The organism is Mycolicibacter virginiensis, assembly GCF_022374935.2.
GTDB lineage: Bacteria > Actinomycetota > Actinomycetes > Mycobacteriales > Mycobacteriaceae > Mycobacterium > Mycobacterium virginiense.
Genome location: NZ_CP092430.2, coordinates 3,939,406 through 3,951,856, shown reverse-complemented (window position 1 = coordinate 3,951,856; position 12,451 = coordinate 3,939,406). Strand labels below are relative to the sequence as shown.

At 66.9% G+C, this 12,451-nt stretch carries 11 protein-coding genes; 4 read left to right on the top strand and 7 right to left on the bottom strand.

Features of this window, described 5'->3' with window-relative positions; genetic code table 11:
• Positions 1 to 66: 66 nt before the first annotated feature.
• The 3 genes from MJO54_RS19205 to MJO54_RS19195 are packed head-to-tail and all read right to left on the bottom strand — an operon-like array spanning position 67 to position 2,888.
• Entirely contained in the window at positions 67 to 1,296 is a 1,230-nt protein-coding gene (locus tag MJO54_RS19205) for an amidohydrolase family protein (RefSeq protein WP_046285660.1), read from the bottom strand.
• 15 nt (positions 1,297 to 1,311) lie between these two features.
• Positions 1,312 to 2,460 (bottom strand): thiolase family protein, encoded by a 1,149-nt coding sequence (locus MJO54_RS19200; RefSeq protein ID WP_240175332.1) that lies wholly within the window; start codon positions 2,458 to 2,460, stop codon positions 1,312 to 1,314.
• Between the two features lie 14 nt (positions 2,461 to 2,474).
• Positions 2,475 to 2,888: a Zn-ribbon domain-containing OB-fold protein gene (locus MJO54_RS19195; RefSeq protein WP_240175331.1), complete on the bottom strand. Its 414-nt coding sequence runs from the start codon at positions 2,886 to 2,888 to the stop codon at positions 2,475 to 2,477.
• A gap of 101 nt (positions 2,889 to 2,989) precedes the next feature.
• Here MJO54_RS19195 and MJO54_RS19190 point away from each other — a divergent pair, with 101 nt between their 5' ends.
• Complete coding sequence (locus tag MJO54_RS19190) at positions 2,990 to 3,811, top strand: thioesterase family protein (RefSeq protein WP_046285663.1); 822 nt, start codon at positions 2,990 to 2,992, stop codon at positions 3,809 to 3,811.
• Here MJO54_RS19190 and MJO54_RS19185 read toward each other — a convergent pair.
• Entirely contained in the window at positions 3,794 to 5,008 is a 1,215-nt protein-coding gene (locus MJO54_RS19185; RefSeq protein WP_240176005.1) for a CaiB/BaiF CoA transferase family protein, read from the bottom strand. The genes MJO54_RS19190 and MJO54_RS19185 overlap by 18 nt on opposite strands.
• 104 nt (positions 5,009 to 5,112) lie before the next feature.
• Between MJO54_RS19185 and MJO54_RS19180 the strand changes: the two genes are divergently transcribed.
• Positions 5,113 to 6,648 carry an aldehyde dehydrogenase family protein gene (locus MJO54_RS19180; protein ID WP_240175330.1) on the top strand — a complete coding sequence of 512 codons (1,536 nt, stop codon included), beginning with the start codon at positions 5,113 to 5,115 and terminating at the stop codon, positions 6,646 to 6,648.
• Between the two features lie 34 nt (positions 6,649 to 6,682).
• On the opposite strand, the gene MJO54_RS19175 is transcribed toward MJO54_RS19180, so the two are convergent.
• The 3 genes from MJO54_RS19175 to MJO54_RS19165 form a co-directional block, all read right to left on the bottom strand.
• Positions 6,683 to 7,894, bottom strand: coding sequence for a cytochrome P450 (locus MJO54_RS19175; RefSeq protein WP_240175329.1), 1,212 nt, complete (start codon positions 7,892 to 7,894; stop codon positions 6,683 to 6,685).
• Positions 7,895 to 7,968: 74 nt separating this feature from the next.
• Positions 7,969 to 9,249 (bottom strand): cytochrome P450, encoded by a 1,281-nt coding sequence (locus tag MJO54_RS19170; RefSeq protein WP_240175328.1) that lies wholly within the window; start codon positions 9,247 to 9,249, stop codon positions 7,969 to 7,971.
• A gap of 23 nt (positions 9,250 to 9,272) precedes the next feature.
• Complete coding sequence (locus MJO54_RS19165) at positions 9,273 to 10,058, bottom strand: coniferyl-alcohol dehydrogenase (RefSeq protein WP_046285667.1); 786 nt, start codon at positions 10,056 to 10,058, stop codon at positions 9,273 to 9,275.
• 125 nt (positions 10,059 to 10,183) lie between these two features.
• On the opposite strand from MJO54_RS19165, the gene MJO54_RS19160 reads away from it, so the two are divergent.
• Entirely contained in the window at positions 10,184 to 11,002 is an 819-nt protein-coding gene (locus MJO54_RS19160; protein WP_046285668.1) for an NAD(P)-dependent oxidoreductase, read from the top strand.
• 17 nt (positions 11,003 to 11,019) lie between these two features.
• Positions 11,020 to 12,447, top strand: coding sequence for an aldehyde dehydrogenase family protein (locus tag MJO54_RS19155; protein ID WP_240176004.1), 1,428 nt, complete (start codon positions 11,020 to 11,022; stop codon positions 12,445 to 12,447).
• Positions 12,448 to 12,451: the final 4 nt, after the last annotated feature.

Here is a 12,451-nt window from a genome sequence, read left to right as displayed (position 1 = left end):
GCGTTGACTCTGCGGTCGCCGGCGGTGAATTGCGTTGTGTCGCAGCCGGAGACCGCAGAGTCAACGCTAGGCGTCGGCGAGCGCTGGTGGCTTGAGGGCCGCCGGATCCGGGTTCGCGATCGGTCGGCCCATGAACCGGCGGGCGTTGTCGCCCATGAAGTCATAGGTGCGCCGGACGTCCATTCCCTCGGCGTAGCGCCAGAATCCCTTCGGCTCGGCCAGTCCCTCGGGATGCGGATAGTCCGATCCGAACAGCACCTTGTCCCAGCCGACGGTGTCCACCACGTCGGAGACGGCGCCCTCCCAGAACGGGCTGACCCAGATGTTGCGCCGGAACACCTCGTGTGGATGCTCCGGGAAGTTCTGCGGCATCTTCTTGTAGAGGTCGCCGAAGTCGTGAAACAGCGGCCCGATCCAGGAGCTGCCGTTCTCCACGCTGGCGATGCGCAGCTTGGGGAAGCGGGTCAGGGTGCCATGGCAGATCAGCGCGGTGATCATGTCGGCGATCTCGCGGTGCCCCAGCACCATCCAGCGGAAAGCGCTTTGCGTCATGAAGTTCTGCGTGTACGGCGGCTCCCACCGGCCGACGTAGTCGTCGAGCGGCGGGAAGCTGGCATGCAGCACGATGGGCAGACCGGCGGCCTGGACATCACGCCAGAACGGGTCGAACTCCGGCAGCGCCGGAGAGCGCCAACCGCGGATGCCGTTGACCGGTCCGGGTTTGACGAGCGCCACCGCTGCGCCCTGATCGAGGATGTACTCCAGTTCCCGCTGTGCGCCCTCGACCTCGGACAGATTGATGATCGGCGTGGAGAACACCCGGCCGTCGTAGTCGTAGGACCAGTGCTCGGCCATCCACTGGTTCAGCGCGTGAATGATGGCCAGCGTGAGCTCCGGGTCGTCGGCGCTGGAATGCTCGACCAGGCTGGCCAACGTGGGATAGTTCAATGCTTCGGTGACGCCCTGGCGGTCCAGCTCGGCGACCCGGTCCGCGGGGTTGCGGGTTGCCGCCGGCGCCTCGATCGCCTGGCCCTGCATCTCACGCAGGGTCAGTCCCTCGGTGTTCTCCCCGGCGAAGAACTTCTCGTGTGCGCCCGGCGCGGCGACCCGCTCGAAGGTGGGATTGGGGATGAAGTCGCTGACCTTGCCGTTGATGATGATCCGGGTCTGGCGGCCGATCTGGGCGAATTGGACCGCCCGCGAATACTTCTCCGGCAGGTACTTGGTCAGTGCCTCGGGGGTTTCGTACATGTGTTGGTCGGCATCAAAGATCGGTGCGTCACGGAATTGGCTCATGATTGCTCCGGGTCGTCAGCGGGTCAGAATGGTTGCCGCGGCGGTGCCTGGAGCGCCGTAGAGCTGAGCGAATCCCACCTTCGGCTTGCCGGGCACCTGCCGGTCGCCGGCTTCGCCGCGCAGCTGGCGCACCAGCTCGTGGATCTGGCGCAGTCCGGATGCGCCGATCGGTTCACCGTTGGCGATCAGCCCGCCGTCGGTGTTGATCGGCAGTGACCCGGTGATCTCGGTCGCGCCGTCGGCCAGCAGCTTCTCCTGGTCGCCGTCGGCGCAGAAGCCGCACTCGGCCATGTGAATGATCTCGGCGCCGGCGTCGGTGTCCTGCAACTGGATGACGTCGACATCTTCGGGTGCGACACCGGCCTTTTCAAAGGCGGCGCGGGCGGCGTACACCGTGGGTGCCACGTCTTCGACGACCGGGGCGAAGGTGGTGTTCACCTCGTAGGCGCCGTAGCGCCGCGTGCGGACCTCCACCGCGCGCAGGTACACCGGCTTGTCGGTATAGCGGTGCGCGATGTCGGCGCGGCACATCACAACCGCCGCCGCGCCCTCGTCGGGAGCGCAGAACATGTATTGGGTCAGCGGATAGTTCAGCATCGCCGAGTCCAGGATCTCCTCCTCGGAGATCGGCTTCCGCCGGAACGCATTCGGGTTCAGCACGCCGTTGCGGAAGTTCTTCGCCGCGACTTTGGCCAACGTCTGCCGGGAGATGCCGTGATCGTGCAGGTAGCGATTGGCCTTCATGCCGAAGAACTGGGTGGTCAGGTACTGGCCGTTCTCGGCATACCATCGCGGCATTCCGACCAACGCCGGGTCTTCGGTGAACGCCCCGCGCGGGTGCTTGTCCAGGCCGACGGCGATGCCGATGTCGTAGTCGCCCAGCCGGATACCGTCGGCGCAGACCTTGGCCGCGCTGGCCGCGGTGGCGCACGCGTTGAACACGTTGGTGAACGGGATACCCGACAGCCCGACCATTCCGACGATCGCATCCGGGTTGGCCACCGTCCAGCTGCCACCGGTCGCGGCGCCGATGTCTTTCCAGTTCACCCCCGCGTCGGCCACCGCGGCGAAGATCGCGTCGACCCCCATCGCCATCGCGGACTTGCCCTCGAATCGGCCGAATGGGTGCAGGCCCACACCGATGATCGCTACGTCATGAGTCATGGGATCGCGGTCTCCTATACCGGCCGAAAGGCGAAGGTGATGACCTCGTTGCCGTCGGCGTCGGAGGTGAACGGCACCATGACCAACTCCACCGGCATGCCGAATTCCAGCTTGTCCGAGTCGTTCTCGGTGAGCCGGCCTTCGACCCGGACGACGTCGCCCAGCTGCACCAGTCCGACACCGAACGGTACGAAGTCCTTGCCGGTGGGACCCAGGTACGGCGCCCCGGGCGGAAAACCCTGGGTGGTCCAGGCCACCAGGGTTCCGGTGCGCGGAAGCAGTTCCTGGCTCATCCGGTCGCCGCTGCAGCTCGGGCAGCGTGGCTGGGCCGGAAAGACCGTGGCGGCGCAGTCCGCGCACCGACTGCCCACCAACTGCGGGCTCTCCTCCGGCCAGGTCGAGATGTCGGGAGCTAGCGCTTTCTGCATGGGACCTCCGCGCAACGGGTCTATTAACTGTAATGCTTACAGTAATGTACGATAGCGCGAGTTGACCAGCGGGGTTTTTTCTACCTGGAGCGCAGTAAGACATGATTCCGTTTGTGGTGCGTCGTGGCGACGACCTGGCGCCCAACCCGATCGCGCACGGCGGGTGGGGGCCGACCCTCGGGGGACAGGTCGTGGGCGGGCTGCTGGCCCGCGCCGTCGAGCGGCACGCGGGAGAAGCCGACCTGCAGCCGGCGCGACTGACCGTCGAGATCCTGCGCCGGGTGGCCGGTGCACCGCTGCGGGTCGATGCGTCGGTGGTGCGCTCCGGCTCGCGGATGCGTGCGATCGACGCCGAGATGACCCAGGACGGCGAGCTGGTGGCCCGTGCTTCGGCGTTGTACCTGCGTCGCGGTCCGCAGCCCGACGGTGACTTCTTCACCACCGAGGTCTGCCTGCCGCCGGTCCCGGAAGAGCCGGCCCGGCTGGATGATTCGGTGCCCATGTTCATCCGGGCTTATGGCAACGACGAAGGCGCCGGCTTCCCGTGGCAGCACGCCGGACCGCGCTACGCGTGGCTGCGTGAGATCCGTGACCTGGTCGAGGGCGAAGAACTGACGCCGTTCGTCCGGGCGGCGATGGCCGTCGACGTCACCGCCTCGCTGACGAATTTCAGCACCAAGGGCCTGGCCTTCATCAACGCCGACTACACCCTGACCCTGAGCAGGCTGCCGGTCGGTCCCTACATCGGGCTGGCGGCGCTGACCCACTACAGCGACGCGGGCGTGGCGACCGGAAGTGCAAGCCTGTTCGACACTCTCGGCCCGATCGGCAGCGGTGTGTCGACCGCCATCGCGAACTTCAATTTCGATGCCGACCGGAAATACGGTGAGAAGTCCCCGCGCCGGCTAGGCGATAGCGCCTGACTCCTTGAGCTTTTCGATGCGGTCCCAGTCGATCCCGAGCTCCATCAAGACGATCTCGGTGTGCTCGGATGCCTGCGGGGCGCGGGTCGTCTCCAGCGGCTCATGGTTGAACTGGACCGGACCGCGGACCACTTTGAACGCCGGCCCGCCGTCGCCGGCCTCGACTTCGACGATCATGTCGTTGGCGATGGCCTGTTCGTCGGAGCCCAGGTCGACCAGGCTCTGGAACGGTGCCCACTGGCCCTTCATGGTCTTGAGGTGCTGACGCCAGTATTCGAACGGTTTGGAGCCGATCGCGGCGACGATCAGTGCGCTGGCTGCCTCGGCGTTCTGCATCAGCGGCAGCACGTCGGAGAAGCGGGGGTCGTCGGCCGCATCGGGAATGCCCAAATGCTCGAAGGTGTCCCGGATGTATCCGGTCGGGCTGACGATGCACAGATTGATGGTGCCGCCGTCGGAGGTGGTGTAGTTGCCCAGGAACGGATTCACCGGTGAGCCACCGGATTGCGGCATGAGTGCGCGCATGGCCTCGCCGGTCTCCATGCCCTGGGTCACGCTGGCGCCGGCCGCCCACCATGCGGTGGACAGCAGCGAGACGTCGACCTCGAGGGCTTCCCCGGTGCGCTCGCGATGCAGCAGCGCGGCGGCGATGCCGCCGGCGATGTTCATGCCGCCGACCGAGTCGCCGAACGCCGGGATTCCCTGGGACAGTGGCGCACCGAGCTCTTCCGGGCTCAGAGCGTGCCCCACCCCGCTGCGGGTCCAGAACGCGGTGCCGTCGAAGCCGCCGGTGTCGCGTTCGGGGCCTTTGTCGCCGTATGCGCTGCCGCGGGCATAGATGATGTCCGGATTCGCGGCGCGGATGTGTTCCACATCGAACTTGTTCTTCTGCCGTGCCCGCGGCAGGTAGTTGGTCAGGAACACGTCGGCGGAGGCGGCGAGCTCGTAGAGCACCTGCTGACCGTCCGGGGTCGAGACGTCGATGCCGACGCTGCGCTTGCCGCGGTTGGGATGTTCGATCAGCGGATGCCGGTCGGGGTCGAGTTCGAAGCCGCCCATCCGGATGAACCCGCGCTGGGTGTCGCCGCGCACCGGGTGCTCGACCTTGATGACATCGGCCCCCCAATCGGCCAGGATCGCCCCGGCCGCCGGGACGAACGTGAACTGCGCGACCTCCAGTACCCGGAAGCCGTCCATCACCTTGATCAACTCAGCGCGCTCCTGCCGCCGTGCGAACCTCTGGAGAACCAATTGAAGTATTCTACTGTAATGGTTACGGTTGGGGTTCCGAAAGGGGCGAGGTGAGCGACGTCGGACATCGGGTCAGCAGCATTGCGATCGGCGAACGGGCTGCTGCGGCGGCAGAGTCGCGCCTGCTGATCGACGGCAAGTTGGTGGCGGCGGCCTCGGGTGCGCAGTTCGACAATCACTGTCCGGCCACCGGACGGGTGTTGGGGGCCACCGCGGCCGCCGACCGCCGCGACATGCAGCAGGCGATCGGTGCGGCCCGGCGAGCGTTCGACGACACCGATTGGTCGACCAACCGAGAACTGCGCAAGCGCTGCCTGGCGCAACTGCAGTCGGCGCTGGAGGCCGAGAAGGAGGAGCTGCGCACCGAGCTGATCGCCGAGGTCGGCTGCCCGGTGATGACGACCCAACTGGCACAGCTGGATTGGCCGCTCGTCGACGGGCTGCGCTACCCGGGACGGTTGATCGATGAATTCGACTGGGAGCGGCAGCTCGACGGCGGCGGACTGTTCGGCGACCGCAACATTCGCACGGTCGTCAAAGAGCCGGTCGGTGTGGTCGCTGCGATCACACCGTCCAACTTTCCCATCGAGGTGATCCTCAACAAGCTGGGGCCGGCCCTGGCGGCCGGCAACACCGTCGTGCTCAAGCCCGACCCGAACACCCCGTGGAACGCCACCCGGCTGGGTCGCTTGATCGCTGAGCACACCGACATCCCCCCGGGGGTGGTCAACGTGGTGCCCACGCCGTCCAACGAGGTGGCCGGACTGCTCGGCACCGACCCTCGCGTCGACATGATCTCGTTCACCGGATCCACCACGGTCGGCAAGCTACTGGCGCGCACCAGCGCCGACACCATGAAGCGGACCTTCCTGGAGCTGGGCGGAAAGTCGGCGCTGATCGTGCTCGACGACGCCGACTCGGCCAAGGTGATCCCCGGAGCAGTCGGAGTGTGCGTGCACGCCGGGCAGGCCTGCGCGGCCACCACCCGGATGCTGGTGCATGCCAGCCTCTTCGACGAGTTGGTCGCCTCGGTCACCGCGGCCTTCGCGGCCGTCACCGTGGGCGACCCGGCGCTGCCGCAGACCCTGGTCGGCCCGCTGATCAGCGCCGCACAGAAGCAGCGCGTGCTCGACGCCTACGCGCAGGCTCGCCGCGACGGTGCCGAGATCACCACCGGCGGCGGCGAAGTCACCGGCCTGCCGGACGAGCTGGCGGGCGGACACTACGTGCAGCCGACGGTGATCGTCGGGGTCGACAACAGCGCCGCCATCGCGCAGCAGGAGGTGTTCGGGCCGGTGCTGGTGATGCTGCCGTTCAGTGACGACGACGAGGCGGTGCGGATCGCCAACGACAGCGCCTACGGGCTGGCCGGTGCGGTGGTCTCGGCATCGAACGGACGGGCACTGGACGTGGCGCGCCGGATCCGCACCGGCGCAATCGGCGTCAACGGCGGCATGTACTACGGCGCCGACGCGCCGTTCGGCGGCTACAAGAGCAGCGGCTGGGGCCGGCAGTGCGGAATCGAGGGATTCGCGCAGTACTTGGAGACCAAGACGATCGGCTACCGCAAACCGCGCGGCACCTGACCCGCAGCCGCCGCGCGGGCGTGAGCCGGCAGACTTATCGGGCGGTGAAGGTCACCGGCAGCGAACGCGGGGAGCGAAACGGCTGCCCGTAGATGTGCGGGTTGTCATCGGTGAGCAGGGTGATCTCGCCGAGGCGGTCGAGCAGACATTCCATCGCGACCCGCATCTCCATGCGGGCCAGATGTAGGCCCATGCAGGTGTGCTCGCCGGCGGCGAACGTGATGTGCGGAATCCATTTGCGGAAGATGTCGAATTCCTCCGGCCGTTCCCACCGGGCCTCGTCGCGGTTCGCCGACCCGATGCAGACGTCGACGACGGCGCCGGCGGGAACTTCGACGCCGGCCACCGCGGTGTCGCGGATGGCGGTGCGCTGCACCGTGGTCAGCGGCGTCTCGTAGCGCAGCCCTTCCTCGATGGCGGCGCCGATCAGATCGTGGTCGGCGCGCACCGCGGCGAACTGTTCGGGATGGGTGAGCAGCAGGTACAGCAGGTTGCTGGTGGCCCGATACGTGGTCTCCAGGCCGGCCGGCAGCAACAGGCGAAGAAACGAGAAGATCGCTTCGTCACTGAGCTTCTCGCCATCGACCTCGGCGGTGACCAGGTCGCCGATGATGTCTTCGGTCGGCTGGGATTTGCGCTTCGCCATCTGAGCCAGGAAGTAGTCCTTCAACTCCGCCGAAGCGGCGAACGCTCGTTCGTAATTGACGGTGTAGCTGATCAGCTCGATCGCGCGCTGGCGGAACCAGGGCAGATCCTCTTCGGGCAGACCCAACAGCTTGGAGATGACCCGGGTGGGGAACTCGAAGGTGAAGCCGGATACCAGATCGGCGGTGCTGTCGGCGATGAATTCGTCGATCAATGCGGTGCAGACCGGCCTGACCACCTCCGGCTCCCAGTGCACCAACGACTTCCGCTTAAACGCCGACGAGACCAGGTTGCGATGCTTGCGGTGCGGTTCGCCCTCCATCGCCAGGATGGTCGGTCCAATGAACAGGCCGATCGTGACGTCGTAGATGTGCGAGTTGAACGAATCCGCCTCGCGGAAGACCTGATTCACCGCCTCGAAGGAGACCGCGGCGAACTGGGTCTTGGGCCGAAGCGACGCCGGGGTCTTGGAATAGTCCATGACCGTTCCGGGGAAGACCCCGAGCCCTTCGCGCTTGTTCCGGAAGTACGGGTAGGGGTTCTTCAGGTAGTCGGCCGGCTTGTCGAGTGCGGCAGCAATGTCGTCAAGCTGGCTTTCCACGGCTGATCTCCCGTCGGGCGTAGCAACATACTGTAAAGGTTACAGTAAATGACTAAGCAAGTATCGCACCAGCGTCAGGCCAGGCTGATCGGCATCCGCTTGATGCCGTGCACGAAGGTGCTCTGCAGGTATTCCGGCTCGCCGAGGGTGACGTCGGGCAACCGGGTGAGCAGCTCGTAGAACAGGTGCCGCAGCTCCATCCGGGCGACGTGGGTTCCCAGGCAGTAGTGCGCACCACCGCCGCCGAAGCCCAGGTGGGGGTTGGTGGTGCGGGTGAGGTCGAACTCATGCGGCCGGTCGAACACCGACTCGTCGCGGTTGGCCGAGCAGTAGTACAGCGCCACCTTCTCGCCGGCCTTGATCTCGGTCCCGGCGACCTCGGTGTCCACCACCGCGTGGCGGGCGAAGGCGAGTACCGGTGTCGCCCAGCGCACGAATTCCTCGACCGCCCCGCCGATCCGATTCTCGTAGTCGGCCAGTAGCCAGGCGCGCTGCTCGGGATGTTCGACGAGGGCCTTGAATGCGTGCGTGGTGGCCTGCTTGGTGGTGTCGTTGCCCGCAGAGCCCAGCAGCACCATGAAGGAGCCGAGGTCGGCGTCGGTGAGACGATGGCCGTCGACCTCGGCATTGACCAACTCGGTCATCAGGTCATCGTGCGGTTCGGCACGGCGGCGCTGCGCCAGCTCGACGCCGGAGCCGGCCAGCACGCCCAGCTGCGTCATGACGTGCACCGCCCGCTCCTCCAGTGAGGCGTACTCGTCGTCGCTCCCGCTGAACAGGCATTCGGCGGCGTAGGCGACCTTCTGCTGGTCGGCCGGGTCGATGCCGATCATGTCGGAGACGGTGCGCATCGGCAGTTGGCCGGAACAGCTTGTGACGAAGTCGATCTGGTCTCCACTGCGCAATTGGGTCAACAGGTCGTCGACGATGCTGCGGGAGTTGGCCTTGATCTGATCCTCGATGCGTCGGACCTGCCGCGGTGTGAAGCCCGAACTGATGAGCTTGCGGTACCGGGTGTGCTCCGGCGGGTCCATCGCCAGAAAGAACGTCATGTTGCGCTGGATCTCCGCCGGCATCGGGTCGACGCTGACGCCTTCGCGGGAACAGAACAGCTCTTCGTGCTGGCTGATGAACTTGACGTCGGCGTGCCGGGTTGCCGCCCAGTAGCCGGTCTCCTGGTGGGGGAACACGGCATCTATCGGCCGGTGCCACGTGAGGCCCGGTTCGTTGCGCAGCGTCGCGAACGTCTCGTCCCGGGTCCGGAAGTCCTTGCCCCAGAACTCGGTTTCAGAGATGTCGAGGCGATGGTAGGGGTGTGGGGAAATCGGTGCGGCAGGTGACGAATCGATTGTCATGGTTTCCTCTCGGAAGGTTGGCCCTATGTGGGGATGGGTGTGCCGGCGGTGATCGCGTTGATGAAGCCGCCGTCGACGAGAACGTCTTGGCCGGTGATCCAGCCGGCGGCGGGGGAGCCCAGGAAGTCGATCACCGGGACGATGTCGTCGACGCCGGCGTGCCGGCCGACGGTGGCGCGTACGGTGTCGAGCGTCTGTTTGCCCATCGACTGTTCGAAGTCGGGCAGGATCGGCGTTTCGACGGGGCCCGGGCTCACGGTGTTGATTCGCACGCCGTACTCGGCGTGCGCGGTCGCGGCGCGCCGCTTGGCGTACAGGATCATGGCCTGCTTGGAGGTGCTGTAGATAGGATAGGCCGGGTCCTGGCTAGCCTGCCAGCGCTGGACGGCCTGCGCGTCTGTCGCTTCGAGTAGGCCGTTGAGCACCGAGATGCGCTGGTCCCACCCGAGTGCCGCCGTCGATGCCACTGCGACCACCGCCCCGCCGCGACGAAGCCGCGGCAGCAGGCCCTCGGTCATCAGCCGCATGCCCAGGTAGTTGACCGTCAGCACGTCGGCGGCCGATGCGGTGCCAGGTACGCCGGCGACATGAGCCAACAGATCCCAGTCGTCACCGATCTCGGCGGCGAACTCCGCGATGGCCGCGGCATCCCGGAGGTCGCAGTTGGCGTATTGCGATGCCGGCGTGTGGTGGGTGTGTACGTCGACGGCGAGAACGAAATCTCCGCGCTCGTAGAAGTGCGCGGCGGTGGCGGCGCCGATTCCCGACCCCGCGCCCACGACCACGACCTTGCGCTGCGGGTTGGTCATCCTCGCCAGCCTTCTGGTGTACCCGAAAAGTCGACAGTAAGCACGACTGTAACGAATTCGGCGCTCGCGGACAATGCTACGGTTGCCCTTACCGGATAGCCGAAAGCTGCCTTGAGGAGCCGAGAATGAGCACAACGGGCCAGGTCGTCGGATTCGTGGGAGCCGGCCAGATGGGCGAACCGATGGTCGCGCGCCTTGTCGCCGCCGGGCATCGGGTTCAGGTCTATGCCCGACGGCCCGAGGTGCGCGAACGGCTCGACGCCGCCGGCGCCGTGCCAGTGGAGTCGATCGCCGCGGCCGCCCGCGATGCCGGCGTCGTGATCAGCTGCCTGTTCTCCGACGCACAACTGCTCGAGGTCGCCGGCGGCGCCGACGGCTTGCTGGCCAATGCCGACTCCAGCACGGTCGTGGTTTCCCACACCACCGGGACGGTGAGCACGCTGACCGCACTGGCGGCGGAGTTCCCGAACGGCCCGGCGCTGGTGGATGCTCCGGTCAGCGGCGGCGCTCATGACATCGAGGCCGGCAGGCTGACCGTGCTGCTCGGCGGCCCCGACGACGCGGTGGCCCGCGCGCAATCGGTCTTGGCGGCCTACGCCGACCCGGTGATCCTTACCGGGGCACTGGGCACCGCGCTCAACCTCAAGCTGATCAACAACGTGCTGTTCGCCGCGAACGCGCAACTGGTCGCCGCCGCGGTCGAGCTGGGCAAGAACCTCGGCGTGCGCGATACCAGCCTGTTCGAGGCGCTGGCGCAGTGCAGCGGCGGCAGCCGGGCCGCGGGATACGTGCAATCGGCCGGTGGCGTGGACAGCTTCGCCAAAGTCGTTGCACCCTTCATGCGCAAGGACGTTGCGGCCTGCATCGAAGCGGCTGCCGACCGTGGCGTGGAACTGGGTCAGCTGCAGACCGTGGCACAAAACGGGCCGCTGGACCTGTCGTGACCGCCGAGCTGGCGAGTCTGCTGGAGAAGCAGCGGCGATCCTTCACCGACGACGGGCCGCCGGGTGCCGCGGTCCGGCGCAACCGCATCGATCGGTTGCTGGCGATGGTGCTCGAAAACGTCGACGCCTTCACCGAGGCGATGGCACAAGATTTCGGCACCCGGTCACGCGCGGCCTCACTGGCCACCGAGATGATCGGCATCGTCCCCGTGGTCGAGCACACCAGATCGCATGTCCGACAATGGATGCGTCCCAGCAAGCTGCTGCGTGCGGCCCGGCTGGTCGGATTGCATGCCGAGGTGCGGCCCAGTCCGCTTGGCGTGGTGGGCATCATCGGGCCGTGGAATTTCCCGCTGCAATTGGTGGTGGTGCCGGCGGCGGCAGCCTTCGCGGCGGGCAATCGGGTGATGGTCAAAATGTCTGAGATCACCTCGCACACCGCCGAGCTGATGGCGCACCTGGCACCGAAGTACTTCGACGAGAACGAATTCGCCGTCATCACCGGCGGCGCTGATGTGGCGGCCGCGTTCGCTGGGCTGCCGTTCGATCACGTCTTCTTCACCGGTTCGCCGTCGGTGGGTGCGCTGGTGCAGCGCGCTGCCGCGGACAACCTGGTCCCAGTGACCTTGGAACTGGGCGGGAAGAACCCCGTCGTGGTGGCGCCCGGCGCCGATATCGCGCGATCGGCGAAGCGGATCGCGGCAGCCCGCATGGTCAACGGCGGTCAGGTCTGCGTGTGCCCGGACTATGTCCTGGTGCCCGAGCGCGACGTCGACGCATTCGTCGATGTCGCCCGGCAAACGTTGCGGGACATGTTCCCGACGATCCTGACCAATGGCGACTACTGCTCAAGTGTCAACGAAGCCAACTTCGACCGGGTGCTGGGTCTGATCGACGACGCGCGCGACCGCGGCGCCGTGGTAGAGACCGTCGCGCCCGACGGGGAGGCGCTGCCGGATCGCGCTTCCCGCAAGATCGCCCCCACCCTGGTGCGCGGCGCCGATGCGACCATGCGCATCTCCGACGAGGAGATCTTCGGTCCGGTGCTCATGGTGCAGGGCTATGGCACCCTCGACGAAGCAATCGAGACGATTAACTCGCGCCCCGCCCCGCTGGTCGCCTACTGGTTCGGTCCGGGCGGCAAGGGATTCCGGTCCTTCGTGCAGCGCACCCGAAGCGGTGGAGTGGCCCGCAACGACTTTGCCGCACAGATGATTCCGTCGGGGGCACCGTTCGGCGGGGTGGGTCGCAGCGGCATGGGCGCCTACCACGGCAAGGCGGGTTTTGACGCGTTCAGCCACTACCGGACCGTGGTGGGCTCCGACCTGCCGTTCAGCATGACCGGCAGTGCGGCGCCGCCGTTTCGGCCCGCGATGCGCTTCTACGCCGACGCGATGCTGCGCTCGGCGCGCAACCGGACTCGCCGGCGGATCAAACGCGGCTGACGAC

Coding starts and splice junctions, on each gene's coding strand:
- MJO54_RS19205 (WP_046285660.1), bottom strand. CDS start 1,296: ATGAGCCAATTCCGTGACGCACCGATCTTTGATGCCGACCAACACATG.
- MJO54_RS19200 (WP_240175332.1), bottom strand. CDS start 2,460: ATGACTCATGACGTAGCGATCATCGGTGTGGGCCTGCACCCATTCGGC.
- MJO54_RS19195 (WP_240175331.1), bottom strand. CDS start 2,888: ATGCAGAAAGCGCTAGCTCCCGACATCTCGACCTGGCCGGAGGAGAGC.
- MJO54_RS19190 (WP_046285663.1), top strand. CDS start 2,990: ATGATTCCGTTTGTGGTGCGTCGTGGCGACGACCTGGCGCCCAACCCG.
- MJO54_RS19185 (WP_240176005.1), bottom strand. CDS start 5,008: ATGGACGGCTTCCGGGTACTGGAGGTCGCGCAGTTCACGTTCGTCCCG.
- MJO54_RS19170 (WP_240175328.1), bottom strand. CDS start 9,249: ATGACAATCGATTCGTCACCTGCCGCACCGATTTCCCCACACCCCTAC.
- MJO54_RS19165 (WP_046285667.1), bottom strand. CDS start 10,058: ATGACCAACCCGCAGCGCAAGGTCGTGGTCGTGGGCGCGGGGTCGGGA.
- MJO54_RS19160 (WP_046285668.1), top strand. CDS start 10,184: ATGAGCACAACGGGCCAGGTCGTCGGATTCGTGGGAGCCGGCCAGATG.